Raw genomic sequence first — 26,772 nt, forward strand, 5'->3', positions numbered from 1 at the left:
TCAGGCGGCGTGTGCCAAGGTGTCGGTCAGGTGCAGGTCGTGGGAGCTCAGGTCCATGGACGCGTAGGTCAGGTCCGGGATCGAGGCGTCATGGCTGGCGACAGTCGACAGGTTGGCGGTCGTGGCCGTGTCGTTGCTGGCGGTCATGGTGTGGGCCAGCAGGTCGGCCGAGCTGAGCGAGGCGGCGGCGGCCTTGGCGGCGGCGTCGGTGATCGTGCCGGTGCCGGTGGCGTCGGCGATGGTCGCGGCGGTCGGGTTGGAGATCTTCAGGCCGAAGGTCTCGTTGCCTTCCGTCACGCTGTCGCTCAGCACCTTGACCGAGACGGTCTTGCTGGTCTCGCCGGCGGCGAAGGTCAGCTTGCCGCTGGTGGCGGTGTAGTCCGAACCGGCCTTGGCCGTGCCGTCCACCGTGGAGTAGTCGACCGTGACCGCCGAGCTGGAGGCCGCCGACAGCTTCACCGTGAAGGTGGCGTTGGCGGTGTTCGCCGTGGTGCTGCCGCTGTCGGTGTCGAAGACGGCGCCTTCCATGGCGGTCTTGATGATGTTGACCTTGGTCTGGTTGATCGTCTTGTAGTCGTCCATCAGGATGCCACCGACGTCACCCGATTCCGGGGTCCAGGCCCAGAAGGTCCAGCTCATGCCCTTGTCGCCGGCGGCGATGTCGCTCTTGCCGTCCAGGTTCCAGTCGCCGTTCAGGTACTTGGCCATCGTCTTGGCCCAGGTCTGCTCAGCCGAGCTGGTGAACTGGCCGCCCCATTCGCCAAGCATGATCGGCGCGGTGTCGTTCTTGTACAGGTAGCCCCACATCTTGTCGTACTGGGCCGGCAGGTTGTTCGGATAGTTCGGATCCGACAGCCAGCTGAACTGCCCGACGCTCTGGCCGTAGGCGTGCGGCGAGTAGACGAGCTTGTCGGGGGTGTCGAAGTGGATCGGGCGGGACTGCGCACCGGCCAGCGTGCTGCTCCACTCCGTGCCTTCGACGAACAGCAGCCAGTCCTTGTTGACCGTCTGGATGGCGTTGCCGATGCGCTCGGCCGCAGACGCCCAGTCGGTCGAGGCGTTGCCGCCCCAGGTGGCCGACACGCTCGGCTCGTTGTGCAGGTCGGCGCCGATGACCGTCTCGTTGCCGGCGTAATGCTTCGCCAGCATCTTCCAGTTGTTGATCATCGTCGATTCGGGGTGGGCGCTGGTGTACCACAGCCCACCTTCGTTGGTGCCGGCGCCGCCGTCGTTGCGGTGGTGGTCGAGGATCACCTTCATGCCGAGCTTGCCGGCGTAGTCGATGACCTTGTCATAGACCTGCAGGCGGGTCAGGCCGGCCAGATCCGGGTTCTTCGAGAAGTCGATGCCGTTGGTCACCGCGGTGGCGTCGAACATGGCGTCCGACATGGTCATGCGGATGGTGTTGAAGCCGATCGACTTCATGCTTTCCAGATGGTGCTGGTAGCTGTCGGCCCACAGGCCGGCGGGCACGTAGTTGTAGCCCTCGCCGCCGAACCAGTTGACGCCGGTCAGGCGGACGGTGTTGCCGGCCTCGTCGACGATCTGGTTGCCTTGTGTGTGCAGGAAGCCCTGGATGCCACCGGTGGAATGGGTGCCGGTCGGCTCGGTCACCGTCACGTCGCTGACCGACAGGCTGGGCTGCGTCGGCGTCGGCGTCGGCGTGGTGGGGGTGGAGGTGCTGCCGCCGAACCAGGACTTGTCGGCGTGCACCTCCATGGTGCCGTTCCACCACATCGCCTTCTGGCCGGCGACGATGTCCTTGCCGTCCAGCGCGCCCTTGTCGATCGACACGATGCCGTCGGTCGGGGCGACGGCGTGGCCGCCGATGGTGATCTTGTTGACGTACAGGTTGCGGTCGGTGCCGCTGACCACCCCGTCGTTGTCGTACTGGATCTGGACCTTGTGCGCGGCGTCCGCGCCGACGTTGGCGGTGAAGGCGAAATCCTTCGCCGCGGTGCCGGCGGTGCCTTCGCCGATCTGCTTGCCGTCGACCAGGACCTTGAAGTGGGCGTTCACGCCACCGGCCGCGGTGCCGTACGCATTCACGACGATCGGCGTGCCGCCGGTGGTCGGAGCGGTGGGCGTCGTCGGGGTCGGGGTGGTGCCGGCGGTGCCGGCGAAGAGATCCTTGGTCAGGGTGAAGTCCAGATTGCCGCTCCAGGAGAGCACCTCACGGCCGGCCAGCGCGGCCTGGCCATCGGGGGTGTAGGCCACGCCCGAGCTGGTGGAGGCGATGGTCTTGCCGTTCACCTCGATCGACTTGACCAGCAGGTCGCGGTACATGCTCGACGTGTCGGTCGACAGCCAGTCGTTGTCGTACTGGATCTGGACCTTGTGCGCGGCGTCCGGCGCCACTTTGGTGGTGAAGCTGTAACGGCCGGCGGTGGTGGAATTGACCGTCGCCTGGCCGACGGCGACGCCATCGACGAGGAACTTGAAGTGCGGCCAGACTCCTCCGGCAGCCACACCCGAGGCATTGACGACGAAGGTCGTATCGACGGGGCTCGTTGCCATTGGAAGTAACCTCTTTTTCCGTGTTTCGCTTGCCCCCACACTGGCCCGAAAAGGTTAACGAGGTATTTCGCATTTTAGGGAAATGCGGCTCTAATGCCACTACCACTTGTGAAAAGAAAGAGACACGAAAAACCCCTTTGTCGATGCATTGCAGCAACAAAGGGGTTGTCGTGTCTACAGGCTACTGACTTATAAGGGAATTTTCGTCACGCCCTCGGCGTCAGTCGGGCTTGTGGGCGACGACGAACACCTCTGGCCGGAACATAAAGAGCTGGCCAACCCTTCCGAGCTTACGATTAAGGGTTAATGGCAGCCGTCCCAAAAATGCCTCGACGGCGCGGACATAGCCCAGATAGGCGCGGCTGGCGAAGTGGATGTTCTTCCGCCGGCGCAGCGCCATCGGCACGACATACACCGCCTCCAGGCGATCGAAGCCGGCGCCGCGCAGCAGCGCCGCGGTTTCGCCCCAGCTGTATTCGCGCAGATGCATGCAGACCGGTTCGTCCAGCCCGAACACCTCGGACAGGTCGGCGGGGCCGGCGTACTTGTGCGGCATGCTCAGCACGTATTTGCCGCCCGGCTTCAGGATTTGGCAGACATTCGCCATATGGGTGGCGACGTCGTCGGGGTGCATGTGCTCGACGACGTGGGTGGAGATCACGCTGTCATAGCGGTTGGGCGGCTCGAATTGGGCCAGATGCACGCCGTCGCTGTTTTTCCAGGTGATGTTGGAATCCTGCTCGATCCAGCCGGCGCCGCGCTCGCGTGTCACCTCGGTCGCGACGCAGCGGTAACCGTGGCGGGCGAGGTAGCGCAGCAGCCGGGCCTTGCCCGACCCGACCTCGTAGACGTCCTGCGGCCCGCCGAGGACGGAGAGGAAATGGCGGAAGTCGAGGTCGTCGTCGCGGGTCGCGGCGTCGTTCTCCGCGTCGTTCAACCAGGGACAGCCGGTGTAGAGCGTGGTGTAGGCGCGTTCGAAGACGTCCCAGCGCTCGTCGGGTCTGGAGGCCAGCAACTCGCGGGCGAGGCTGCGCTCGAGGTCCCAATGCCGCCGGACCATGTCGGCGCTGAGCGGGTAGGACGGCGCGAGGTGAAATTTCCGCCGGTAGCGGGCGACGAGCGCGTCGTCATCCCCGTTGGCGGCGGTGGGAATGCCGGTCGGGCGGTCGGCTGGCGACATGTCGGCTGTGGTCTGCACGATCGACCTCCATCTTGTGGGGTACCGGGCGCATGGCGCACTCTAAACGGGAGCGGGATCGGACGCTGTGGCGCGAAGGAGAACGGGGCCGGGCCGATCGGCAGGCCCCGCCGCAAGAAAGGGCTAGCCCGACCGGACCTTTCCGGTGCGGGCCTTCTCCTGCAGCGTCTCCACCACTGCGGTGTAGAGCGGCAGCGGCCGCGAGTGTTCGTCGTAGGGCGACGGGTGGGGGTGAAGCTGCGGATGCTCGCGCGCGATGAAGTTCAGGTCGGAGCGCAGATGCCACCAGCACAACTCCGCCAGATGGGCGTTGTCCAGGACGTCGGCCAGATAGCGGCGGGCGAGCAGGGCCATGGTCCGGTCCTTCTCCGCGCGCGACCAGGAGGCGGGCAGCCGGGTTTCGTCGACGTCCATCTCGGTCAGGTGGACCGCCAGCCCCAGCCGGTCGACGGCGCGCAGGAACGACCGCATGCCGGCGCTGTCATAGGGCTTGCCGGCGATCAGGTGGCTCTGCAGCCCGATGCCGTGGATCGGTACGCCGCGCTTCACCGCCCCGGTCAACCAGTCGAGCAGGTAGGCGCGCTTGCGCTGTTGCCAGCCCTCGTCGATCTCGATGCCGAACTCGTTCAGCACCAGCTTGGCCTTGGGGAAGGCGGTGTGGACGTGGTGGAAGAACGGGTCGAGCCATTCCGGCCCCTTTTCGGCCCCGCCGGCCGCCACCCACCACATGCCGCGGCGGAAGCCGTAGCGGTCCTGCTCCTGCGGGTGGCTGGCGGCGGTCTCCCAGAAGAAGACCTCGTTGGCGACGTCGATGCGGTGGAAGACGTCGCCATAGCGCTCCTTGACCGCGGCGACCACCCCGGTGAAGCGCGGCCAGACATTGTCGGCGCCGAGGCTGCCCTGGGGCGAGAAGTAGTTGCCCTCGACGATGCCCAGCTCCGCCTGCCTGCCGGCCGGCAGCTTCATGTAGGGCGGCATCCCCATATGCTGCCAGATGATGGTGTGCCAGTTCGGCGTGGCGCCGATGGAGCGCGCCAGCTCCACCGCAGCGTCGAAGCGGCTCCAGTTGTACTCCCCCTCCGTCGGCTGGAAGACGCCCCATTTGCCGCCGTTCTCCGGGGTGACGACGTCGCATTCGCGCGCCATCAGCCGATCGAGCAGCGGGTCCTCGGGTTCGATGAAATGATCGCGCGCGGCGCCGTGGCGGATGCCCAGCGCGCGGCAGGCGTCGCGCAGCGTCACCGCCGGCGCATCCCCACCCGCGGCCTCGGTGTGTGTCGACGCGGCCTCCGCCGGCGTCGGGCCGCTGGCGCCGCGGCAGCTCGCCAGCACCGCGCCGGCGGCGGCGGTCCACAGCAGCTCGCGCCGGCTGGGGCGCCAGCCGCGCAGGGTGGGTTTCGGAAGCGGTGTCATGAAGCAGGGGCTCCCCTATGGTCGCGATGTCCGGTCACGAAGACGCCTTTCCCCCCGGTGCCGGGAACGGTCGGGGGGAAAGGGTCTGCGGTCGCGGGAGCGTCAAGGCGTTCCGGTTACGGGGCCGTGCGCAGCGAGGTGTCGCCGTAGTATTTCCGGGTCGCCATGTAGCTGTTGTAGGGACCCTGGTAGCCGCGCGAGGCCGCCTTCTTCAGGTTCACGTCGGTCATCACCGCCACGAACTTGCGATGGTCGATCGGGCCGAGGTCGGCGACCGCCTGGAGGTCGCTGGCCGTGGTGTGGCCCCAGCGGCTGACGAACAGCACCTTGGACGCGGCGCCGCAGACGATGCGGGCATCCGACACGGCCAGCGCCGGAGCAGTGTCGAACACCACCAGATCGAAGTGCGGCGACAGGCCGGCCATCAGGTGGACGAGGCCGTCGACGTTGAAGCGGTCGAGCGTCTCGGGCATCAGCCGGCCGGCCGGGATCATGGCGAACGGCGCGTCGTCGCTGCTGTGGACGATCTCGTCCAGGGTGGCGGTGCCGGAAATCCAGTCCGACAGGCCTTTCTTGGCCGACAGGTTGAACAGGCCGTCGATGCGCGACCGGCGGAAGTCGGTGTCGACCACCACCACCCGGCGGCCGGCCTGCGCGGCGACCTGGGCGACGGCGAGGCTCATCGAGGTCTTGCCATCCTGCGGGCGGGCCGAGGTGACGGCGAGCGAGCCGACCGGACCCAGATCCGCCAGGTTGTTGCGGAACAGGGCGCGCATGGATTCGCTGAACAGCGAGAAGGGATGGTTCTGGAAGATCTGGTCCAGACGGCCGCGGGAGCCGCGGGTGGAGTGGTGCGGGACGATGTGGACGGTGCCGACGCCCAGGATGCGGCGGACGGTTTCGGGGGTGCGGATGCGGCGCTGGAACAGCTCGATGCCGAAGACGATGAAGACGGCAATGGCGATCGAGGCGGCGAAGCCAGCCAGCAGAAGCAGGATACGGAACGGACCCGACGGCTCGTGCGGGACCTGCGGCGCCGACACCAGCTTGACGGCGGTCGGGAAGGCGCGGTTGTCCTGCTGGGCCTGCACCTCTTCCAGACGGCCGAGCAGGCTGTCCAGCAGCTGGCGCTTGGCCTGGGCCTCGGCCTCCAGCGTGCGCAGCGGCACCGCCTCTTCCGTCATGGTCTGGTAGCCGGATTCCAGCTTGGCAATCATGCCCTTCAGCGCGTTCTCCTGCTCGATCGCCACGTTGGCGGCCTCGCGGACGCCGCCGATCTCGTGGCGGACCTCCTGCTGCAGCGACGAGTTGGCTTCGTTCAGGCGGGCTTGAAGCTCCTGGATGCGCGGGTGCTTCGGACCATACTGGCGCGACATCTGGGCCAGCTCGGTGGAGATGCTGGCGACGGTGGCGCGCAACTGGGCGACGACCGGCGAGGCGATGCTGCCGCCGCCGGCACCGCTGCGCTCCAGCGCCTGGGCCTGGGCCACGGCGCGGGCACGGACGGCCGCCGCGTCGGCCAGACGCAGGCGGGCCTGCTCCAGCTCGGTGGTGGCCATCAGGCCGTTGGTGCCGTTCTTGACCAGCCCGGCCTTGAAGCGCAGGGCGTCGACCTTGGTGTCGGCCTCCGCCACGTCCTTGCGCAGGGTGGCGATGCGATCCTCCAGCCAGGCGACGGCGCTGGTGGACAGGTCGCGGTCCATCTGCTGGCGGGTTTCCATGTAGCGGTGGACGACGGTGTCGACCACCTTCTGGGCCAGCTCGGGGTCACGGGCGGTGTAGCGGACCTGGATCACCCGCGACCGGCCGACGATCGCCACCTCCAGATTGCGGCGGAGGCGATCCAGAACGCCGTCGATGCTGTCGGCCGCCCGGGTCTCGCGCAGGTGCGCGTCCTTGGTCATGCCGTCGCCATGCTCCAGCACCGCCTCGACCGGGCCGGGCAGGGTCTCGCCCCACACGGCGTGGGCCTGCTCGCGGGTCCAGGCGGTGGCGCGCTCGACCAGGGGCTTGGTGTCGTCGGCCTGGGCCGGCGGGTTGAACTCCGCGTTGCTGGTCAGCTTCAGATCCTGGACGGTCTGGGCCAGCACGGCGGTGGATTTCAGGATCTCGATCTCGCTCAGGATCGCACCGTCCTCCGGCGTGATGGAGTTCAGCGCCTGATCCTCGGCGCGGACGACCCGGACCTGACGGTTGTCGACCAGCAGAAGGGCTTCGGAGGTGTATTTGTCCTTCATCAGCGAGACGCCGAAGGCCGACAACAGCGTCAGCGCCAGCACGATGATGCCGATCAGCGTCTTGTGCGCCGACAGCACCCGCAGGATGAAGCGGAAGTCCGGCCCCATCGCCGGAGCCGGCCCGTCGAACTCACGCGGGGCATGGCCGACCTGGGTCGGCCATGCCGGAGCCGGCAGGCCGCCATGTCCATGTCCACCTTGGCCCTGGACGTGGCCGCCGTGATTGGTCTGGGGAAGGTTGTCCACGTCTCAAAGCTCCTTCTGAATGGGCGACCGGGCAGACGGTACGGACGCGGCCGTGTTGGACCGGCTGGAACGGAGGGAAGCGGCACGGCGAAGGCGGGCGGTGCTCCAGGCGAAGCCGAAGGCACCAAGGCAATAACGGCGGAACAGGCGCCGCGGCTCCTGCGCCAGGCGGAAGGCCCATTCCAGGCCGGACCGCTGGACCGCTTCGGGGGCTCGCTTGAAGCGGCCCGCCAGGAAATCGACGATGGCGCCGCCGTTGACGATCAGCACCGGATGGTCGAGCGACCGTTTCAGCAGCGCCGCGACCTCCTCCTGCCGGGGCATGCCCATGGCAAGCAGGATGACGTCGGGCCGCGTGGCCTGCGCCTGGGCGACGTAATGGTCGACCGGGTGGAAGCCGTGCTGGAGGTCGGCGTAGCGATGCGGCGTGGTCGCCTCCAGCACGGCGCGGGCGCGGTCCAGCCAGGGCGTGGCGGTGCCGTAGACGGCGATGCGGCGCGGCGGCAGCGTCTTCAGCAGGAACGGGATGAAATCGGTGCCGTTCATGTTCAGGCCGGCCGGGCGGCCCAGCACCGGCAGGATCGCCTGCAACCCGATCCCGTCGCGCAGCACGACGTCGGAGGAACGGAAGGCGGCGAGCGCCGCGTCCGAGCCCATGCAGACGTTCACGCCGTGCGCGTTCAGGAACGACAGCACCGTCGGACGATCGACGGCGCCCAGCGTGGCGACCAGGGCGTGGCGTTCGGCGTCGCTCGAAATGCACCGCATGCGCTCGATCAGTTCCAAGACCTCACGAGGATTCGGCATGCGCTTCTCCTGAAAATAATGGCGGAACAAGGCGTTGACCGATCCGGCGCGGTGTGTTGGCCGGTGGGCGGCGGCTAACCCGTTGGGGCCGGGCCGTCAAACCCGCGTGGCCTTATGTGGCCGGTCCTCCCCCCTTTTCGCACGGGCGAGATCGGCGAAGCGGTGGCGGATTCGAATTAGCCCGGCCTCGCTCCGCCGGGGGATTCGGCTTGCCGGATCAGTCGGTTCAGCCCATAAAGAGAGATTGAGCCGCCGAAAGGCAGCCCCGGCCACGCCGTGCCGGCGATGCCTTACGACCGATACGCCGACCGCCATGCCCCATCCGCCATGCCCTGTCCGATGTGCTTGCATGCCGGTGCGGTTCCAAGAAAAGATCGACCATGACCGACGACACCCCCGACAACACCCGTCCGGGCCATACCCCCGGCACGGCCGATGAATTCGACCGCCGCACCGCGCTGCGCGCCGTGGCGTCCGTGGTCCGTGGCGATGGGATCGAGGTGGATGCGGACAGCACCCCGGCGCGCTGGTCGGTCGCGGTCGTCCACATCGTCCCGATCCCCGGCACCGACCGGAAGCTGAAGCTGCGCTTCAAGGTCGCGCTGGGTCCGCTGCCGGACATCGAGGCCGACCTGTGGGGCCTGCTGACCCTCGACGAGGGCTTCGGCCGTCCGCAGGCCAAGGCGCTGGGCAAGCGGGTCAAGGGCGCCTGCCTGTCGTCGCCGGCGATCGAGAAGGCCAAGGGACGGGTCGATTCCTGGTTCGCCTCGATGGCGCAGCGGGCGGCCGGCTTCGGCGAGTCCTGGCGGCCCAAGGGTTACGCCGACGAGCTGACCCGCGTCGTCGGCTTCGGCGGGCGCATCCCGCGCCTGCAGACGCTGCTCGACGCGCTGGAGGAGTCCTTCTCCACCGCGGCAGCGCGGTCCGGCCTGAAGGTCCGGCGCGAGCGGCTGGAGAACGCCTCCGGCATGGGCGTCTATCTCGACAGCTTCACCACGGCGCGGGCGATGATCCGCCGCCTGCGGCTGTTCGTCGGGCCGACCAATTCGGGCAAGACCCACGCCGCCATGGACCAGCTCGCCCTGGCGGAGAGCGGCTGCTACCTGGCGCCGCTGCGTCTGCTGGCGCTGGAAGGGCAGGAGGCGCTGGAGACGCGCGGCCGCCCCTGCAGCCTCGTCACCGGCGAGGAGCGCGACGTGCGGCCGGGGGCGTCCTTCACCTCCTCGACCATCGAGATGGTGAACACGTCCAAGGTGTGGGGCGCCTGCGTCATCGACGAGATCCAGATGATCGGCGACCCCGACCGCGGCTGGGCCTGGACCCAGGCGGTGGCCGGCGTCGCCGCGCCCGAGATCCTGATGACCGGATCGGCCGACGCGATTCCCTACGTCAAGCGTCTGGCCGACGCGATGGGCGAGGAGCTGGAGGTCGTCGAGTTCACCCGCAAGTCGCCGCTGCGCGTGCAGGAGGAGCGGGTCAAGCTGCCGGAGGTCAAGGCCGGCGACGCGCTGATCGCCTTCTCGCGCAAGGACGTGATGGGGCTGCGCCACGATTTGCTGGCGCGCGGCCACAACGTCGCGGTGATCTACGGCGCGTTGTCGCCGGAGGTCCGCCGGGCCGAGGCGCGGCGGTTCCGCGACGGCACCGCCGACGTGCTGGTGGCGACCGACGCCATCGGCATGGGGCTGAACCTGCCGGTCGCCCGCATCGTGCTGTCGACCACCCGCAAATACGACGGGCGGGAGGAGCGCGACCTCAACCCGTCGGAGATCCGCCAGATCGGCGGCCGCGCCGGCCGGTTCGGCATGCACGAGGAGGGCCGTGTCGCCGTCCTGGAGGGCGAGAGCATCAACCTCGTCCGCCGGGCGCTGACCTCGCCGCCGGTGCCGCCGGAAGACCCGCGCTCGTGGATTTCGCCCAACCTCAGCCATGTCGAGGCGATCGCCCGCGAACTCGACACCGACAGCCTCGCCAAGGTGCTGCGCACCGCCGGGCAGGAATTGCTGCGCGCCAACCAGACCTTCCGCATGACCGACCTGGAGCAGCGCATCCAGGCCGCCACCGCGGTCGACCGTGCCAAGCTGCCGCTGGCGCAGCGCGACATCCTGGCGCGCTGCCCGATCGACACCCGCGACCAGAACAACCTGCGTCTGCTCGGCGGCTGGGCGGTCAACCAGGGCAAGGGCATCCCCAATCCGGCCCCCGATGCGGCGGAGCGTTTCCGCCACCATGTCGGTACCGATGTGGAGCTGGAGAAGGCCGAGCGCGCGGTGAAGGAGCTGACCGCCTACGCGTGGCTGGCCTACCGCTTCCCCGACGCCTATCCCGAGATGGATCTGTGCCAGGAACGCCGCGCCCACCTGAACGCCTTCATCGAACGGACGCTGGCCGAACGCTCGCTGGCGCGGGCCTGTCCGGTGTGCGGTGCCCGGCTGAAGGCCAACCACCGTTTCCGCGTCTGCGACAACTGCTACAGCAGCCGGGTCGACGAGCGTCGCGCCGGTCATCGCGACGGCCGCCGTGGCGGGCCGCGGGCGCCCGGGCCGAATGGAGCGGAGGGTGGTGAAGCGCCGGCCGCCCATCCCCACCACCATTTCCACCATCCGGTGGCCGGCAAGGACGGGGGCAAGGACGCCGCCCGCGCGCCCGGCCGGGGTGGCAGCGGACGGGGCCGCCCCGGTGGCGGGCCGCGACGGAAAAGCGCGACGCCCTGACCGGCTGACCGGCTGACCGACGCCGCGAAAAGCCCTCTCCCGTCCGGGAGAGGGCTTTTTCGTGGTCAGGCCACCGCGCTGCTGTCCCGTTTCGGCCAGGTGATCTCCTCCACGGCGCCGCCCTCGCCCAGGAAATAGCGGCGCAACGGCGTCAGGTCGGCGCCCAGTTCATAGACCAGCGGCCGGCTGGTCGGGATTTCGAACAGCGGGATGTCCTGGTCGGCGACGTTGTCCAGATGCTTGACCAGCCCGCGCAGGCTGTTGCCGTGCGCCGACACCAGCACGCGGGCGCCCAGCCGCAGCGCCGGGCTGATCGCTTCCGTCCAGAAGGGGATGACGCGGGCGGTGGTGTCCTTCAGGCTTTCACCGCGCGGCAGGTTCGACTTGGCGATCCCGGCGTAGCGGCGGTCGCTCACCGCGGAGCGTGGGTCGTCCGGTTCGATCGGCGGCGGCGGCACGTTCCAGCTGCGCCGCCACTGGAACACCTGCTCGGCGCCGTGCCGTTCCGCCGTCTCCGCCTTGTTCAGGCCCTGGAGCGCGCCGTAATGCCGCTCGTTCAGCCGCCAATGCTTGTGCACCGGCAACCACAGCCGGTCCATGTCGCGCAGCACGATGTGCAGCGTCTCGATCGCGCGCGTCAGCACCGAGGTGAAGGCGACGTCCATGTCGACACCGGCGGCCTTCAGCAGATCCGCGGCCTGCCGGGTTTCGGCGATGCCGCGGTCGGTCAGGCCGACGTCCGTCCATCCGGTGAAGCGGTCTTCCGCGTTCCACACGCTCTGGCCGTGGCGCAGCAGGATCAGTCGGTGCATGGCGGGGCTCCCTTCGAACGTCTCCCGGGTGTGTCTCTCCTGGGGGTGGAGGCGTTCGGACGGAAACGCCGGCACCGCCCCGCCGGTTCCCGCCCCGGCGTCATCCCGTCCGGTTCCGCTCCAGGTTTCAGCCTTCGTTTCATAATTGCTCGGGGAGACATCCATTATGTCAACCGCGAAACGATAGCGACATACTCGAACAATATTCGTGCGGTAGCGTCACGCCATCAAACATTGCTGGCCCGGCCGGCACACTGGAAAGGGAGGGGCGAGTGGCGACACCGGATGTCTTGTCTCAACGTCGGCCGCCACTCCCCGTCTTGGCCGGCGTGTCGTGCCCGGTGCCTGTCGCACCACCTCCCGTGGTCCGGTCCGAAACCGGGGCGGTCGTGGGGGATGCGACGAAAAGTCCCGCACTCTCCGATTATCGCACCAGCCACCATACAACCTTGCGTACTGAGGCCGCGATGCTGCATCATCATGACGTCATCTCCAGAGCCGTATCGACTGACCGCGAGATCACTCTGGAGGCGCTTCGTGTGTTCACCTATCTGAGCCGGAGGCTCCATTTCGACCACCCCGTTCCGGTGCTTCAGTCCGAACTGGCTGACGCTCTGGGCATGCAGCGGCCCAATGTGAACCGGGCCATCAAGCTGCTGGAGACCAAGCAGATCCTTCTGCGGGAATCCAAACTGGGGCGGGCGATCACGTTCCGGCTGAACCCGGGACTGGAGGGCAGCCGGGCCTGAGTGTTTGGCCAGGGACGGAATGATCGTCGAAACCAGAGAACTGTTTTTCAGCAATTCCGCCCTGAAAAAAGCCATCGCCTGGTACCAGAAGGCCCCCAACCAAACCGATCTGCCTCTGGGCGTCGTCACCGCGGTGGCGCCCAAGACGGACGGTGGCCTGTCCGTGCAAATCCAGCAGAGCGGCGCCTCGAAGTCGCGCGAGGTCACCTTCACACCCAGCAAGACGCTGGCGCTGCTGCTGCTGTTCTGCCGTCGCCAGAAGGTTCCGATCCCGCGCGACGCGGCGAAGGACCTGGAGACGGTGGATGACGGGTTGATCCTGATCGTGCGCGGCGAAACCGCGACGACCGCCCCGCCGCACTGATGTGAATGGTCGCGCGTTCCACCACAGCCGGTGCGCGCCGGCGGTGCCGCGACCAACGGTGTGGGGGCGGTGAAATTTCCTAAAGATCACGAGAAATAATACTACGCACGCAAAGTCATGATGCTGCTCTTTCTTCATTCACCTAAAGGATGGAGGCGGTATGAGCATCGTCATAGACGCCAAGGTGCATCGCGCTGCATTTCTTCGTGTGCTACTGTTCCCCACGCAAATAGAGCTAAGCGAACGTAGAGCCGGCATCCGTCAAACGGATGACCCTGCTTCGAAGACCATCATGGACTTCGGAAAGCGTAAGCTTTTCATTATGCGTTCTGGCTTTTTTCAGCCGGACCGCAATCTTGCGTTGAGGATATGGCCCTGATGACGATCAATGTTCCGCCGATGCAGTCCTGTGCGGAAACCGCCGCTCCGGTCCGGTCGATCATCCTGCCGCCTCTGTAAGCGGGACAGCGTGTCGTCTTTGCCCTCACATGACCGGCTGCCCGGTCCGCCGTCCGACCAGGATGGTGACGGGACCGGTTTGGACGGTTTCGGTGCCCCGTCCGCATGGCGCATGTGCGTTTCCGCCGCGCTGCGTACCGTCGTCGACTCCCCGAAGGGCTTGCTTGCGTCCGTGTTCGTCGCGCTGTCCCTGCTGGGGGCCGTGTCCTGGGCGACGATGACCATCCTCGATTACGACGACACGCTGGCCCGGTCGGAACAGGATGTCCGGCAGGCTGCGGCGCTGTTCGACGGGCATGCGGGAGCGGTGCTGGACGACAGCGCCACCTTGCTGTCGCGGGTCGCCGACCGGATGGACGGGCGCGGTCTGGCGGCCTGGGCCGGGCGCAGCCCGGCGGAGGCGATGGCGGTCGAGCGGTCGGGCCGGTTGACCGTGCTCGATGCCGCCGGAACCGTGCGTTTCGGGTCTGCGGTGGTGTTCGACGGACCGGATGAGCCGTCGGGCTTCTCCACTCTCATCCGCCCGATGACGGCGGAGGAGGACCGCGCCATCCAGGCGCTGACCGGGGAGGTTGCCGGCGACCCGTGCCTGCTGCTGGCCCGCCGCATCCACGGCGCGGCCGGGGCCCTCGACGGCGTGGTGCTGGTCGCGGTGCCGATGTCGGCGCTGGCGCCGGTGCTGCGGGCGTTCGGCGATGGCGTGCAGCGGTCGGTCGGGCTGTTCCGGCTGGACGGCGTGCGTCTCGTCGGCTTCGGCGCGGCCCGGTTGGAGGCGCTGCCGCAACTGGAACCGGGTGGCAGCGGGGTCGTGCCCGACGCGCTGGTCGGCAGCCAGCCGTCGGTGCTGGGGCTGAAACGGATGCCCCGGATGCCGATCCTATCCGCGGTGGCGATTCCCCGGTCGTCGGTGCTGGGGCCCTGGTATGTCCGGCTGGATCGTGGGCTGGTGGTGATGCTGGTCGGGGTCGGGGCCCTGGGCGGACTGTCGCTGCTCGGGTGGTCCGGCCTGCGGCGGGAGGCCAGCGTCCGCCGTGCCCTGACCGAAGCGAACACTGGCCTGGAGCAACGGGTGGCCGAGCGCACCGCCGCCCTGAGCGCCGTCAATCTGAAGCTCAGTCGTGCGCTGGAGGAAAAGGAGCGCGCCAACCAAGCAAAGGGCCGTTTCCTGTCCGCGGCCAATCATGATTTGCGACAGCCTTTCCAGGCCTTGCGGCTGTTTCATCACATTCTGATGGAACGGCTGTCCGATCCGCGCGACCGCTCGGTCGGCGAGAAGATGGGCGAAGCGCTCGACGCCGGCGAGAATCTGCTGCACTCCCTGCTGGAGGTGGCGACGCTCGATGCCGGCGTGGTGCGGCCGCAACTGGTCGAGGTGCCGGTGACGGTCGTCTTCGAGGATCTGCTCGGCGAGTTCCGCGCCGCCGCGGCGGACAAGGGGCTGCATCTGCGCGCCATCCCCTGCCGCCTGACCATCCGCACCGACCGGGCGATGCTGACCCGCATGCTGGGCGACCTGATGCGCAACGCCATCCGCTTCACCGACCGGGGTCGCGTCACCATCGGTTGCCGCCGCCGTGGCCAATGGCTGCGCATCGAGGTGTGGGACACCGGCACCGGCATCCCGGCCGAACAGCTCGACAACATCTTCGAGGACTTCGTCCAGCTCGGCAACCCGGAGCGCGACCGGCGCCAGGGCCTCGGGCTCGGCCTTGCCAAGGTGCGGCGGAAGGCGGCGCTGCTGGGGCATGCGGTGGAGGTGCGGTCGCACCAGGGCCGCGGGTCCGTCTTTGCCGTCCATGTGCCGGTCGTGGGGACCGATCGGACGGACGGCCCGGTCCCGCTCCGGGACGACACGACCACCGCCGCTTCCGCCGACCGGCTGATCCTGGTGGTGGAGGACGACCCGGTCCAGCGCGACGCCATGCGCCTGCTGCTGGAAAGCTGGGGCCACCGGGTCATCGAGGCGGAGAACGGCGAGGCCGCGCTGGCGCTGCTGCGCGACGTGGCGCCGACGGCGACGGGGGTGGACGCCGCCGCCCTGATCCCCGACATGGTCGTCAGCGATTTCCGCCTGCCCGGTGGATTGAGCGGGGTCCAGACGGTCGCCCGGGTGGGCGAACTGCTCGGCCGGGCCGTTCCCGGCCTGATCCTGACCGGCGACACCGCGCCGGAACGCATCCGCGACGCGGTTGCCACCGGCTGCCGTCTGCTGCACAAGCCGGTGATGCCCGACGCCCTGCGCGACGCCATCGCGACGGTCCTGGCCGAGCGCCCGGCCGCCCGTGTCGCGGAAGACCGTGCGATGGAAAGCCAGTCCGCCGCCTGAATTAACTTTTTCTGAAGCGTGACGGGGCGACACTGGGACGGGGAAGGGAGTGTCCGTCCGATGGTGCAGAACCGTGCGCTGAAGCGCCTCGACCAGACGCAGCTCGACCTTGCGGTGCGGCGGCACGAGATGTTCCGCAACGCGCGGGTGGGCGGCGCGCGGGCCAACCTGTCCTTCTGCGACCTGTCGGGCCTGGATCTGTCGGGCCGCGATCTGGCCCACGCCGATTTTGTCGGTGCCTGCCTGCGCGGCACCAATCTGGGCGGCGCGCGGCTGGACTGCGCGTCCTTCTTCGTCGCCGACCTGCGGCAAGCCAACATGGACGGGGCCAGCCTGATCAAGGCCGATCTGCGCGGCGCCTGCCTGCGCGGTGCGATCCTGGTCGGCGCCAACCTGTTCGAGGCCGACCTGCGCGACGGCTCGCTGGCCGAAAAGGACCGCTCCGGCCATCTGCACATGGTGCATGTCGACAGCTCACCGGCGGAGGCGGACGGCGCCGACCTGTCGGGCGCCAACCTGACCAACGCTCGGATGTCCGGCGTGATGGCCATCCACACCGACTTTTCCGACGCGGTGATGCGCGGCTGCAAGCTGGTGCGGGCGACGATGCGCGGCGCCAACTTTACCGGCTCCAACATGGAGGGCGCCGACCTGTCGGGCGCCGATCTGCGCGGCGCCTGCCTGCGCGGGGCGGTGCTGACCGGTGCCGTGATGGTGATGACCGACCTGACCGACGCCGACGTCGAAGAGGCGCTGACCGACAAGCCGGTCGGCCGCGTCGTCGCCGAACTGGGCCGCAGCCTGGACGACCTGCTGGCCGACCACATCGCCTGGGTCGGGTCGAGCGGGGCGCAGGGCGCGATGCTCGACCTGTCCGGCTTCGACCTGCGTCACGCGCCGTCGCTTGCCCACACCTGCCTGACCATGCTGCGGGCGGTGGGGGCGACGCTCTACGGCCTCGACCTGACCGGCGTGCAGCTTCAGGCGGCGGTGCTGGACAAGGGCGACCTGCGCGGGGCGACGCTGGCCGACGGTGACCTGCGCGGGGTGAGCCTGAAGCAGGCGAAGCTGAACAACGCCAACCTGCGCAACGTCAACCTGCGACCGCTGGTGTTCGACGAGCACCGCTCGCGCCCGGCCGACCTGTCGGGGGCCAAGCTGCGCTACGCCGATCTCAGCGGCGCCTGCCTGCGGTCGGTCAACCTGAGCAGCGCCGACCTGTCCTTCGCCAACCTGCGCGGCTGCGATCTGGCCAGGACCGATTTCACCGGCGCCAAGCTGTTCGGCGCCAAGCTGGAGCGCCGGACGCTGAACGAAGGCGCAATCCTGGAGGGCGTCGCCGGTCTGAAGCTGTAGGGCGCCCCGGTCCGGTCACGCCTTGGCGGGTGCGGCCTTGCGGGCAAGCCGGCGCAGGTCCAGCGCGGCGCGGTCGGCGATCCGTTGCGCCTCGACCAACACGGCGGACAGGTCGCCGACCTCCGGCGCGATGTCCGCCGCGGCGTCGGACATCGTGTCCAGCTCCGCCGCCGCCTTTTCGATCAACCCGGCCACCAAGCCGGCGGCACCGGCGGCGCTGTCGAATCCAGCCATCGGAACATCCCTTCGAAAATTGTGGTCTTGCGAGTGTGTCGCGTTCCAGGAACCCGCGCAACGGCTTCTGCTGCGTCGCACAAAGAATTTGCGTCCCGCTGCGGCGGCCTTGAACGCCGGGCCGGGCCGGCGTAACAGGAATGCCGACCCGTTCCACCGCCGCGCCGCCAGACCCCAGGCCCCCTCGCGAGGATCACGACCATGCCGGACGCGGCCCCCCCCGATACGCCCTCCGATCCGGTTGCCGCGACCCTGGCCGTCCTTGCGGACTGCCTGACCACGACGGACGTCGGCGCCGACCGGATCAACCAGTTCGTCCAGCTGTGCGAGGGGCTGCGGCGCGACCTCGACCTCGACACCCGGCTGGAGGTGGTGGATCGGCTGGAGCGCGACCCGCCCGGCAATGACACGGTGCGGCTGCGGTCGGTGATGTTCATGCTGTCGGGCGACCTCTACCACTACGAGCGGATCCTGAACTATCTGCTCCTGGCCGCCGACCGGGCCGACCCGGCCATGCTGCATTACACCCACTGGTGCCTGTCGCGGCAGCTCTTCCTTGGCACCGCCAGCGGCGACAAGCAGGCGAGCTTCGTCCCCTGCGACCTGTTCCGCTACTACACCGCCATGGTCCGGCAGGTGGCGCGACGCTGGGGCCTGACGCCGGCCGCGGCGACGATGCGCGACGGGCCGATCCGCCGGGTCGCGGTGGTCACCAACCAGTTCACCAACCAGGGGCACCAGCCGACCCGCGACTGCTTCGACTTCGCCGCCCGCCTGCAGGACGAGTTCGGGCTGGACGTCGCCATCATCAACACCAACACCCTGCCGGGTCGGGTGGAGAACCTGTTCATCCCGCCGATGATCGCCGAGATCGCCGAGGATCTTGAGGGCGTGCTGGCCCTGCGGATGTTCGGCCGGCAGGTCAAGGTCGCCTCCTTCACCGAGCGCGCCTTCAGCCAAGCCAAGCTGCGGCTGATCGTTGAGGCAATCGACGGCTACGACCCGGATCTGATCGTGTCGTTCGGCGGCTCCAACATCGTCGCCGACCTGTTCGCCGAGGCCGCCGCCCGCCCGGTGGTCTGCATCCCCACCAGCTCCGGCATCACCCTGTCCCTGGCCCCCATCGTGCTGGGGTTCGAGGAACGCGATCACACCCAGGATGTTCCGGCGCTCTACCGCCGCCCCTTCGCCCGCCGTTTCCGTCCCTTCACCTTCGGTTACACCCTGCCGCCGACCGCCGGTGGCAGGGTCGCCACTGGCTTCGCCGATGGAACGACGTTGTTCGCGGTGGTCGGCACCCGGCTGGACCAGGAGGTGACGGGAGAGGTTCTGGCGCTGTTCGATGACATCCTCGACCGCTGCCCGGCCGCCGGCCTCGTCTTCGCCGGCGAGGTGAAGGAGTTGCCGGCGCGGCTGGCGTCCTTGCGCAACGGCGCCCGCATGAATTGCCTCGGCCATGTCGGCGATATCCGCGCCCTCTACCGGTGCTGCCACGTCTTCCTGAACCCGCCGCGCCAGGGCGGTGGCGGCGGCGCGGCCTTCGCCCTGGCGGAGGGGGTGCCGGTGGTGACCTATGGCTGGGGCGACGGAGCCAGCGTGTCCGGCGCGGCCTTCTGCGTGCCCGACCGCGACGCCTATGTGGCGCGCGCCGTCACGCTCGCCACCGATGCGGCGGCCCACGCCTCGGCGTCGGCGAAGGCCAAGGAGCGCTACACCGAGATCGGCGACCGCCACCGCTGCGTCGAACGGCTGCTGGCCTATGGCGAAGAGGCGCGGGCGCTGCTGCGCGCCGGGCGTGCGAATTAACCTTCCTTCATGTTTTCATGGGACAGTGGGATGAAGCCCGTCTTTCCCCTGCCGGAAATCCGCCCCGTGCCGAACGCCACCGCCGCCCGCCAGACCATTACCATCGACGGCCGTGCCATCGGGCCGGACCATCCGCCCTACCTGATCGCGGAGATGTCGGGGAACCACAACGGCGACCTCGGCCGGGCGCTGGCGCTGGTCGACGCCGCCAAGGAGGCCGGGGCCGACGCGGTGAAGCTGCAGACCTACACCGCCGACACCATCACCATCGCCCATGACGGCCCCGGCTTCCGGCTGGAGGGGGGGCTGTGGGCCGGGCGGACCCTGCACGACCTCTACCGCGAGGCGCACACGCCGTGGGATTGGCACGCGCCGCTGTTCGAGCGGGCGCGGTCGCTGGGGCTGACCATCTTCAGCTCGCCCTTCGACGACACCGCGATCGAGTTCCTGGAAGGGCTCGACGTCCCCGCCTTCAAGATCGCCTCGTTCGAGCTGATCGACCTGCCGCTGATCCGCCGCGCCGCGCGGTCGGGCAAGCCGCTGATCGTCTCGACCGGCCTTGCGACCCTGGGCGAGATCGAGGAGGCGGTTGCGGCGGCCGGCGACACCCCGCTGGCCCTGCTGCATTGCGTCAGCGGCTACCCGACCCCGCCGGAGGACTGCAACCTGCGGACCATCCCGCATCTGGCCGCGGCCTTCGGCGTTACCGCCGGGTTGTCCGACCACAGCCAGGGCGTCGCCGTGCCGGTCGCCGCGGCGGTGATGGGCGCCAGCATCATCGAGAAGCATTTCACCCTGTCGCGCGCCGACGGCGGCGTCGACAGCGCCTTCTCCCTGGAACCGGCCGAGTTCAAGGCGATGGCGGACGCGGTGCGCACCGCCCGCGCCGCCATGGGCCGGGTCGATTATGGGGTGAAGCCCAGCGAAGCCGGCGGGCGCGACTACCGTCGCTCGCTCTACGTCGTCGCCGACATCGCGGCCGGGGAGCCGCTGACCGCCGCGAACGTCCGCTCCATCCGGCCCGGCTTCGGCATGGCGCCGAAGCATCTGCCGTCGGTGCTGGGCCGCCGCGCCGCCCGGCCGCTCCGCCGCGGCGAACCACTGGTCTGGGGCATGCTGGCGCCGGAAGACGGGGATGGCCATGGCTGAGCCGCGCATCGTCGCCATCTCGCAGGCCCGCATGACCTCGACCCGGCTGCCGGGCAAGGTGTTGATGCCGGCCGCCGGCAAGCCGCTTCTGGCCCATCACCTGGAACGGCTGGGCCGGACGCCGGGGTTGGACGCGGTGGTGCTGGCGACCACGGTGAACACCACCGATGACCCGGTCGCCGCCTGCGCCGAAGCGCTGGGCGTCACCGTGTTCCGTGGCGACGAGCAGGACGTTCTGGGCCGCTTCGCCGGGGCGGCGGCGCTGGCCGGGGCCGATCTGGTGGTCCGTGTCACCGCCGATTGCCCGCTGATCGACCCGGCGCTGGTCGGCCGGCTGATCGCCGCCTTTCTGGCCGGGCAGGCCGACACACCGCCGCTGGACTACCTGTCGATCGACAGCACCCGTTTCCCGCGCGGCCTGGACGCCGAGATTTTTTCCCGCCGCACGCTCGACGAGGCCGCCACGCTGGCCACCGATCCGGCGGAGCGGGAGCACGTCACCCCCTACATCTACCGCCGCCCCGACCGCTTCCGCCTGGGCACGGCGCTGGTCCCGGACACTCCCGCCGATCCCGCCGACCAGCGCTGGTGCGTTGACGAGCCGGCCGATTACGCGCTGGTCCGGACGATGCTGGAGGCGCTGCTGCCGGCCAACCCCGGCTTCGGCTGGCAGGATTGTTGCAAACTTCTGCGCGACCACCCCGATTGGGTGGACATCAACCGTTCGGTCCGGCAAAAGACGCTGCACTGACAGAGCCGGTTCCCGTCTGCGGAGCCGGCACAAGGAGAGAGCTTATGGATCGCAATGACTTCCTTCTCGCTCTTGACGAGATGCTTGAACTGGATCCCGGCACGCTGACCGGCGTCGAGACGCTGGAATCGCTGGAGTCCTGGGATTCCCTGGCGGTCATCAGCTTCATCGCCCTGGTCGATGAGAAGACCGGCGTGGTGGTCGAGGGCGAGAAGCTGGCCAAGGCCAAGACGGTGGCGGACCTGCTGGCCCTGGCGGGTGCTCCGGTCACGGCCTGACGGGTGCCGCGTCCCGTTTCGGAAGGCAGCCGCCTGCGCGCCGGTGTCGCCAGCGTCGATGGCGGCCCGGCCGCCTATCTGTCGGTCGGCAGCGGCGGCACGCCGGTGCTGCTGCTCCATGGCTTCGCCGGCGACCGGCTGACTTGGCAGTTCAACCTGTCGGCGCTGTCGGCCCGGCGGCGCGCCATCGCCGTCGACCTGCCGGGCCATGGCGGCTCGACGCCCGATGTCGGCAGCGGCCGGGTGACCGACTTCGCCCCGTGGCTGGTCGGCTTCCTCGACGCGCTGGAACTGCAGCGGGTCCATCTGGTCGGCCATTCGATGGGCGGCTACGTCGCGCGCGAACTGGCGCGGCTGGCGCCGGAACGCGTCGTCAGCCTGACCCTGCTGGCCAGCGCCGGGCTGGGCACGCCGTTCGACCTCGGCTTCCTGCGCCGGGCCATCGCCCCGGCCGACGTGGCGGAGGGGCGGGCGTGCGCCGAGCGGCTGTTCGCCGGTCCGTCGCCGCTGATCCCGCGCTTCGGCGAGGTGCTGCACGCCCAGGGCGCCGATCCGGTGCGCCGCGCCGCGCTGGAACGGATCATCGCGGTGTCGTTCGATCCGCACGCCGCCGGCGGTCCGCCGGTGGACTGGGGTGATTACCGCCTGCCGATCCAGGTCCTGTGGGGCCGGGACGACCGCATCATCCCGCTGCCGCCGCCCGACCGGCTGCCGCCGGGTGCGCCGTTCCGGATCTTCGACAACGCCGGGCATTTGCCGCATATTGAGGCCGCCAGCCCGGTGACCGCCGCGATCCGGACCTTTCTCGACGGCTGCGACGACGCACTCCAACCTTCCGAATGACCATGACCGACGCCATGCTCGCCCTGATTGCCGAGGAACTCGGCCGCATCGCCGCGGACAAGGGGGAGGTCCTGCCGCCCCTGACCGCGGACAGCGTCTTCCTGGGCGGCGACCTGCCCATCGATTCGCTCGACCTCGCCACGTTGCTGGTGGTGCTGGAACAGCGGACCGGGCAGGACCCGTTCCGCGCCGGCTTCCGCCAGTTCACCACGGTCGGCGAACTGGCGGCGCTCTACACCGTTGCGGCATGACCGGCGGCCGTCCCGACTGGATGCATCCGGCCTTCCGCCTGATCGAGGGGGAGGCGGCGTTCGGCTGGCCGGAACTTGCCGCGCTGCCGGTCCCCCTGGGTGGCGTCGTGGCGGCCGACCGGCCGTCGCGCGTGCTGGCGACGCTCGCCGCGGCGGAGCGGGCGGGGCGGGGCCTGCTGCTGGCGCGCGGGGCTGCCGACCCCGCCGGGTGGGACACGCCGGACGGCTTTTCCGTCACGCTGGAAAGCTCCGGCACCACCGGCGTACCCAAGCGCATCCGCCATGACCTCGACCGCCTGCGCGGCCGCCTGCGCGGCAGCGGGGAGGGCGGGGCCCGCTGGCTGCTGACCTACGAGCCGGGGGCTTTCGCCGGGCTCCAGGTGATGCTGACCGCGGCGGCGGCCGGCGCGCTGCTGGTGGCGATGCCAAGCGGCGGTGGGGTGGGTGGGGTGGCCGACCTTGCCCGCGCCGCGCAGCGCCACGCGGTGACCCATGTCAGCGGCACGCCCAGCTTCTGGCGCGCCTTCCTGATGGCGCTCGGGCCCGCGGAGCTGCCGCTGGCCGCGGTGACGCTCGGCGGCGAGGCCGCCGACCAGCCGCTGCTCGACCGGCTGGCGGAGCGGTTCCCGCGGGCGCGCCTGCGCCACATCTACGCCTCGACCGAGGCCGGGGCGCTGTTCGCGGTGACCGACGGCCGCGCCGGCTTCCCGGCGGCGTGGCTGGCGGACGCGCCGGACGGCGTCGCCCTGCGCATCGCCGATGGCGTGCTGGAGGTGCGCAGCCCGCGCGCCGCTCCCGGTGCCGCCGATCCGGACGGCTGGCTGTCGACCGGCGATCTGGTCGAACGCGTCGGCGACCGCATCCTGTTCGCCGGCCGTCTCGATGGGCTGGTCAATGTCGGCGGGGTGAAGGTGTCGCCGGAGGTGGTGGAGCGCCGCCTGCTGGCGGTGGCCGGGGTGGCCGACGCGGCGGTGCTCGCCGTTGCCAGCCCGATCACCGGCCATCTGCTGACCGCCACCGTCGTGCCCGCGCCGGGCATCGAGGAGGCTGCGTTGCGGGCGGCCCTGCGCGCCGCCACCGCCGACCTGCCGCCCGCCGCGCGGCCGCGCGCGCTGACGCTTGCCGACCGCATCCCGCTGAGCGCCGCGGGCAAGAAAAGCCGAAAGGGAACCGTATGACCGCCACCGCCGCGAAACGTCACGTCGTGGTGACCGGGGGCAGCCGCGGCCTCGGCCTTGCGCTGGTGGAGGCGCTGCTGGCCGATGGCTTCCGCGTGTCGACCTGCAGCCGCTCATCCTCCGCCGCGCTGGAGCGGCTGGCCGGCCCCGACCTGTTCTGGCGCCCCTGCCGCATCGGCGACGGCGACGAGGTGCGCGCCTTCTTCGACGCCGCCATTGCCTGGGCCGGCGCCGCGCCGCTGTGGGGGCTGGTCAACAACGCCGGCATCGCGCGCGAGGGCGTGCTGGCGACCTTTCCGGAGGTCGACACCGACGCGGTGATCCAGACCAACCTGACCGGCGCGCTGCAGGCGGCCCGGGCCTTCCTGCGGGCCAAGCTGCTGGCGCGGGGGGAGGGGCGGATCGTCAACATCTCCTCCATCATCGGGCAGCGCGGCTATGTCGGGCTGGCCGCCTATTCGGCGTCGAAGGCCGGTTTGGACGGGCTGACGCGGGCGTTGGCCCGCGAGGTCGGGCGGCGCGGCATCACCGTCAATTCGGTGGCGCCGGGCTATCTCGACACCGAGATGTCGGGCAGCCTGTCGGCCGGCCAGCGCGACCAGATCGTGCGCCGGACCCCGCTCGGCCGGCTCGGCACCGCGGCGGACGTCGTGCCGGTGGTCCGCTTCCTGCTGGGCGACGGCGGCGGCTTCATCACGGGACAGACCGTCACGGTCGACGGCGGCATCACCTGCTGAAGCCGGAACCGGCAAAGGGAGAAGCGGACATGGTCGCCAGCCGGATCGAGGGGGTTTCCCTGCGGGGCATCGTCGGCTGCGTGCCGGAAGGGCGCGAGACCGTCGCGGATCTCGCCCGCCGCTTCGGCGAGGAGGCGGCCCGCAAGGTCGCCGCCGCCACCGGCATCGAGGAGCGCCGCGTCGTCGCCCCCGGCCAATGCACCAGCGACCTCGCCGAGGCGGCGGCGCGCCGTCTGCTCGACGGGCTGGGCTGGGCGCCGGACAGCGTCGACCTGCTGGTGCTGGTCACCCAGACCCACGACTTCACGCTGCCGGGCACCGCCTCGCTGCTGCACCGGCGGCTGGGCCTGCGCAAGGGGGCCGCGGTGCTGGACCTCACCCATGGCTGCTCGGGCTTCGTCTATGGGCTGTGGACCGCGGCCGGCCTGCTGAAGACGGCCGGCCGGCGGGCTCTGCTGCTGGTCGGCGACACCACGTCGCGGCTGGTCGATCCCGACGACCGCGCGGTGGCGCCGCTGTTCGGCGACGGGGCCGCCGCGGCCGGGTTGGAGCTGGACGATGCCGCCGCGCCGATGGCCTTCGACCTCGGCAGCGACGGCGCCGGCGCGCCCTATCTGGCGGCGGAGGGCGGGGCGCTGCGGCAACCCGACCGCCCGGCGCGCCTGTTCATGGACGGCACCCAGGTCTTCGCCTTCACCCTGCGCGAGGTGCCGGGCAGCGTGCGCGCCGCGCTCGACACGGCGGGTTGGACCATGGACGGCGTCGACCACCTCGTCCTGCATCAGGCCAACGCCCAGATGATCCGCCATCTGGGCCAGAAGCTGGGGGCGCCGGCCGACCGCACGGTGGTGTCGCTGCGCGGGCTGGGGAACACCAGTTCCGCCTCCATTCCCTTGGCGATGGCCGACGCGCTGGCGCCGCGCCTGCGGGCGGAATCGCGGCGGCTGCTGCTGTCCGGCTTCGGTGTCGGCTGGTCCTGGGGCAGCGTGGCGCTGGCGGCCGGGCCGCTCGCGGTGTGCGAAACGGTTGTCCTGCCCGGCAGGAAATGCCCGGCAGAATCTGCCGCCCCGGCAACCCCTGCCGGCTGACCGGCAGTTTCTGCCGGGTGCTCGGCAAAATTTGCCGGGCTGCTTTTTGCCGATGGGCAGGGATTGCAACGGAAACCCGGCAAATTTGAACTGGCCCACTTCTTGCCTACCCCTTTGGCAGGGGAATTAGTCCCCTTCCGGGTCGCGCCGCACACAGATGGGGCTGCGGACGGACATTGATCCTCCAAAAGGAGTGGCCATCATGGCTGGCAACGTTACCCTCTCGTCCTCCATGCGGACGAACCTGCTGCAACTGCAAAGCACGCAGGAGCAGATCAACAAGAAACAGAACATCCTGTCGACGGGCAACAAGATCAACACCGCCCTCGACGGTCCGACCGCCTTCTTCTCGGCCAAGGGCCTGTCCCAGCGCGCCGGCGACCTGACGTCGCTGAAGGACGCGATGGGCCAGTCGATCAGCACGATCCAGGCGGCCGACAAGGGCCTGACCTCGATCGACTCGATGGTCGACCAGGCCAAGGGCCTGACCACCGCCGCCTACGCGGCCCTGGGCAACGATGCCTCCTCGATCGCCACCCGCAAGTCGCTGGCCTCGCAGTTCAACACGCTGCGCGACCAGATCGACAAGCTCGCCGCCGACAGCGGTTACGGCGGCAAGAACCTCATCGCCGGCAACGGCATGAGCATGGACAGCACCAGCGCCTCGCGCGCCGCGGTGAACACCATCACCGGTATCGACAACGCCCGCGTCACCAACGTCCAGAAGGCTGACACCTACTCGATCCGCGTCAAGGGCGACGGCTCGATCGAGGGCAAGACCGCCGACGTCGGCAGCGCCGAGAACGCGCATGGCCTGACCGGCCTGAAGCTGTCGGGCACCATGTCGAGCACGGCGGGCGACTTCGGCAACGTGCAGATCGAAGTGCGCGGCGCCACCGGCCGCACCCGCGACATCATCGTGTCGGACGGCGGCGAAACCCGCACGACCTCCTACTTCGACAACACCCAGTCGATGTCCACCAACCTGTCGACCGCGGCCAAGTCGGGTACGTCGCAGGTTTCCACGGTGAACGTCAGCGGCACGATCGAAGCGGGCGACATCTTCTCGATCACGGTGGAAGGCCAGACCTTCAGCTACACCGCCAGCTCGACGGACGTCGCGGTCGGCCAGAACGCCAGCGTCAACGTCGCGACCAAGCTCCAGCAGTCGATCAGCACCGCCATCAGCAGCGGCCGTCTGGCCGGCAAGGACGTCGCAGCGGCGGCGGTCGGCGGCAACGGCACGATCACCCTGACCG

Annotated in this window: 22 protein-coding genes and 1 pseudogene; 16 read left to right on the forward strand and 7 right to left on the reverse strand. The window is 69.7% G+C overall.

Features of this window, described 5'->3' with window-relative positions:
- The 5 genes from TSO352_RS27070 to TSO352_RS27090 all read right to left on the reverse strand — a co-directional run bounded on the left by TSO352_RS27070 (window position 1) and on the right by TSO352_RS27090 (window position 8,418).
- Window positions 1-2,517, reverse strand: coding sequence for a carbohydrate-binding domain-containing protein (locus TSO352_RS27070; protein WP_109110178.1), 2,517 nt, complete (start codon window positions 2,515-2,517; stop codon window positions 1-3).
- Window positions 2,518-2,737: 220 nt separating this feature from the next.
- Complete coding sequence (locus tag TSO352_RS27075; RefSeq protein ID WP_247872455.1) at window positions 2,738-3,715, reverse strand: class I SAM-dependent methyltransferase; 978 nt, start codon at window positions 3,713-3,715, stop codon at window positions 2,738-2,740.
- A 123-nt stretch (window positions 3,716-3,838) separates the two neighbouring features.
- Window positions 3,839-5,128 carry an endo-1,4-beta-xylanase gene (locus tag TSO352_RS27080; RefSeq protein WP_109110180.1) on the reverse strand — a complete coding sequence of 430 codons (1,290 nt, stop codon included), beginning with the start codon at window positions 5,126-5,128 and terminating at the stop codon, window positions 3,839-3,841.
- 116 nt (window positions 5,129-5,244) lie between these two features.
- Window positions 5,245-7,611: a polysaccharide biosynthesis tyrosine autokinase gene (locus TSO352_RS27085; RefSeq protein ID WP_109110181.1), complete on the reverse strand. Its 2,367-nt coding sequence runs from the start codon at window positions 7,609-7,611 to the stop codon at window positions 5,245-5,247.
- 3 nt (window positions 7,612-7,614) lie between these two features.
- A complete protein-coding gene (locus TSO352_RS27090; RefSeq protein ID WP_109110899.1) occupies window positions 7,615-8,418 on the reverse strand; it encodes a WecB/TagA/CpsF family glycosyltransferase in 804 nt (267 codons plus the stop codon).
- Between the two features lie 380 nt (window positions 8,419-8,798).
- Here TSO352_RS27090 and TSO352_RS27095 point away from each other — a divergent pair, with 380 nt between their 5' ends.
- Window positions 8,799-11,132 carry a helicase-related protein gene (locus TSO352_RS27095; RefSeq protein ID WP_247872456.1) on the forward strand — a complete coding sequence of 778 codons (2,334 nt, stop codon included), beginning with the start codon at window positions 8,799-8,801 and terminating at the stop codon, window positions 11,130-11,132.
- A 65-nt stretch (window positions 11,133-11,197) separates the two neighbouring features.
- On the opposite strand, the gene gpmA is transcribed toward TSO352_RS27095, so the two are convergent.
- Window positions 11,198-11,944, reverse strand: a complete 747-nt coding sequence (gpmA, locus tag TSO352_RS27100; RefSeq protein ID WP_109110182.1) for a 2,3-diphosphoglycerate-dependent phosphoglycerate mutase — start codon at window positions 11,942-11,944, stop codon at window positions 11,198-11,200.
- A gap of 467 nt (window positions 11,945-12,411) precedes the next feature.
- Here gpmA and TSO352_RS27105 point away from each other — a divergent pair, with 467 nt between their 5' ends.
- The 5 genes from TSO352_RS27105 to TSO352_RS27125 all read left to right on the forward strand — a co-directional run bounded on the left by TSO352_RS27105 (window position 12,412) and on the right by TSO352_RS27125 (window position 17,198).
- Window positions 12,412-12,693, forward strand: coding sequence for a helix-turn-helix domain-containing protein (locus tag TSO352_RS27105; RefSeq protein WP_247872457.1), 282 nt, complete (start codon window positions 12,412-12,414; stop codon window positions 12,691-12,693).
- A gap of 19 nt (window positions 12,694-12,712) precedes the next feature.
- Window positions 12,713-13,057 carry a hypothetical protein gene (locus TSO352_RS27110; protein WP_109110184.1) on the forward strand — a complete coding sequence of 115 codons (345 nt, stop codon included), beginning with the start codon at window positions 12,713-12,715 and terminating at the stop codon, window positions 13,055-13,057.
- A 160-nt stretch (window positions 13,058-13,217) separates the two neighbouring features.
- A complete protein-coding gene (locus TSO352_RS27115) occupies window positions 13,218-13,436 on the forward strand; it encodes a hypothetical protein (RefSeq protein WP_109110185.1) in 219 nt (72 codons plus the stop codon).
- 192 nt (window positions 13,437-13,628) lie between these two features.
- A complete protein-coding gene (locus tag TSO352_RS27120; RefSeq protein ID WP_109110186.1) occupies window positions 13,629-15,842 on the forward strand; it encodes an ATP-binding protein in 2,214 nt (737 codons plus the stop codon).
- Window positions 15,843-15,902: 60 nt separating this feature from the next.
- A complete protein-coding gene (locus TSO352_RS27125; RefSeq protein ID WP_109110187.1) occupies window positions 15,903-17,198 on the forward strand; it encodes a pentapeptide repeat-containing protein in 1,296 nt (431 codons plus the stop codon).
- Between the two features lie 15 nt (window positions 17,199-17,213).
- On the opposite strand, the gene TSO352_RS27130 is transcribed toward TSO352_RS27125, so the two are convergent.
- A complete protein-coding gene (locus TSO352_RS27130) occupies window positions 17,214-17,432 on the reverse strand; it encodes a hypothetical protein (protein WP_109110188.1) in 219 nt (72 codons plus the stop codon).
- Between the two features lie 201 nt (window positions 17,433-17,633).
- On the opposite strand from TSO352_RS27130, the gene TSO352_RS27135 reads away from it, so the two are divergent.
- From TSO352_RS27135 to TSO352_RS27180, 10 genes and pseudogenes are all read left to right on the forward strand, one after another.
- Window positions 17,634-19,238 (forward strand): glycosyltransferase, encoded by a 1,605-nt coding sequence (locus tag TSO352_RS27135; protein WP_109110189.1) that lies wholly within the window; start codon window positions 17,634-17,636, stop codon window positions 19,236-19,238.
- Between the two features lie 96 nt (window positions 19,239-19,334).
- On the forward strand, window positions 19,335-20,387 hold the full coding sequence (gene pseI / locus TSO352_RS27140) for a pseudaminic acid synthase (protein ID WP_247872534.1): 1,053 nt from the start codon (window positions 19,335-19,337) through the stop codon (window positions 20,385-20,387).
- Window positions 20,380-21,138, forward strand: a complete 759-nt coding sequence (locus tag TSO352_RS27145; protein WP_109110900.1) for a glycosyltransferase family protein — start codon at window positions 20,380-20,382, stop codon at window positions 21,136-21,138. The genes pseI and TSO352_RS27145 overlap by 8 nt, the downstream gene beginning before the upstream one ends.
- Before the next feature lie 44 nt (window positions 21,139-21,182).
- Window positions 21,183-21,416, forward strand: coding sequence for a hypothetical protein (locus TSO352_RS27150; protein WP_109110191.1), 234 nt, complete (start codon window positions 21,183-21,185; stop codon window positions 21,414-21,416).
- A 3-nt stretch (window positions 21,417-21,419) separates the two neighbouring features.
- Window positions 21,420-22,259: an alpha/beta fold hydrolase gene (locus TSO352_RS27155; RefSeq protein WP_109110192.1), complete on the forward strand. Its 840-nt coding sequence runs from the start codon at window positions 21,420-21,422 to the stop codon at window positions 22,257-22,259.
- A 2-nt stretch (window positions 22,260-22,261) separates the two neighbouring features.
- Window positions 22,262-22,510: a phosphopantetheine-binding protein gene (locus TSO352_RS27160; RefSeq protein WP_109110193.1), complete on the forward strand. Its 249-nt coding sequence runs from the start codon at window positions 22,262-22,264 to the stop codon at window positions 22,508-22,510.
- Window positions 22,507-23,688 carry a class I adenylate-forming enzyme family protein gene (locus TSO352_RS27165; protein ID WP_109110194.1) on the forward strand — a complete coding sequence of 394 codons (1,182 nt, stop codon included), beginning with the start codon at window positions 22,507-22,509 and terminating at the stop codon, window positions 23,686-23,688. Before TSO352_RS27160 ends, TSO352_RS27165 begins: the two co-directional genes overlap by 4 nt.
- Complete coding sequence (locus TSO352_RS27170; protein ID WP_109110195.1) at window positions 23,685-24,425, forward strand: SDR family NAD(P)-dependent oxidoreductase; 741 nt, start codon at window positions 23,685-23,687, stop codon at window positions 24,423-24,425. Before TSO352_RS27165 ends, TSO352_RS27170 begins: the two co-directional genes overlap by 4 nt.
- A 29-nt stretch (window positions 24,426-24,454) precedes the next feature.
- Complete coding sequence (locus TSO352_RS27175) at window positions 24,455-25,513, forward strand: ketoacyl-ACP synthase III (protein ID WP_109110196.1); 1,059 nt, start codon at window positions 24,455-24,457, stop codon at window positions 25,511-25,513.
- 202 nt (window positions 25,514-25,715) lie between these two features.
- A pseudogene (locus TSO352_RS27180) lies at window positions 25,716-26,772 on the forward strand (flagellin); the annotation flags it as partial.

It is taken from the genome of Azospirillum sp. TSO35-2 (assembly GCF_003116095.1).
In the GTDB taxonomy this organism is placed as follows: domain Bacteria; phylum Pseudomonadota; class Alphaproteobacteria; order Azospirillales; family Azospirillaceae; genus Azospirillum.

Coding starts and splice junctions, on each gene's coding strand:
- TSO352_RS27070 (WP_109110178.1), bottom strand. CDS start 2,517: ATGGCAACGAGCCCCGTCGATACGACCTTCGTCGTCAATGCCTCGGGT.
- TSO352_RS27080 (WP_109110180.1), bottom strand. CDS start 5,128: ATGACACCGCTTCCGAAACCCACCCTGCGCGGCTGGCGCCCCAGCCGG.
- TSO352_RS27090 (WP_109110899.1), bottom strand. CDS start 8,418: ATGCCGAATCCTCGTGAGGTCTTGGAACTGATCGAGCGCATGCGGTGC.
- TSO352_RS27095 (WP_247872456.1), top strand. CDS start 8,799: ATGACCGACGACACCCCCGACAACACCCGTCCGGGCCATACCCCCGGC.
- gpmA (WP_109110182.1), bottom strand. CDS start 11,944: ATGCACCGACTGATCCTGCTGCGCCACGGCCAGAGCGTGTGGAACGCG.
- TSO352_RS27105 (WP_247872457.1), top strand. CDS start 12,412: ATGCTGCATCATCATGACGTCATCTCCAGAGCCGTATCGACTGACCGC.
- TSO352_RS27110 (WP_109110184.1), top strand. CDS start 12,713: ATGATCGTCGAAACCAGAGAACTGTTTTTCAGCAATTCCGCCCTGAAA.
- TSO352_RS27115 (WP_109110185.1), top strand. CDS start 13,218: ATGAGCATCGTCATAGACGCCAAGGTGCATCGCGCTGCATTTCTTCGT.
- TSO352_RS27120 (WP_109110186.1), top strand. CDS start 13,629: ATGTGCGTTTCCGCCGCGCTGCGTACCGTCGTCGACTCCCCGAAGGGC.
- TSO352_RS27125 (WP_109110187.1), top strand. CDS start 15,903: ATGGTGCAGAACCGTGCGCTGAAGCGCCTCGACCAGACGCAGCTCGAC.
- TSO352_RS27130 (WP_109110188.1), bottom strand. CDS start 17,432: ATGGCTGGATTCGACAGCGCCGCCGGTGCCGCCGGCTTGGTGGCCGGG.
- TSO352_RS27135 (WP_109110189.1), top strand. CDS start 17,634: ATGCCGGACGCGGCCCCCCCCGATACGCCCTCCGATCCGGTTGCCGCG.
- TSO352_RS27145 (WP_109110900.1), top strand. CDS start 20,380: ATGGCTGAGCCGCGCATCGTCGCCATCTCGCAGGCCCGCATGACCTCG.
- TSO352_RS27150 (WP_109110191.1), top strand. CDS start 21,183: ATGGATCGCAATGACTTCCTTCTCGCTCTTGACGAGATGCTTGAACTG.
- TSO352_RS27160 (WP_109110193.1), top strand. CDS start 22,262: ATGACCGACGCCATGCTCGCCCTGATTGCCGAGGAACTCGGCCGCATC.
- TSO352_RS27165 (WP_109110194.1), top strand. CDS start 22,507: ATGACCGGCGGCCGTCCCGACTGGATGCATCCGGCCTTCCGCCTGATC.
- TSO352_RS27170 (WP_109110195.1), top strand. CDS start 23,685: ATGACCGCCACCGCCGCGAAACGTCACGTCGTGGTGACCGGGGGCAGC.
- TSO352_RS27175 (WP_109110196.1), top strand. CDS start 24,455: ATGGTCGCCAGCCGGATCGAGGGGGTTTCCCTGCGGGGCATCGTCGGC.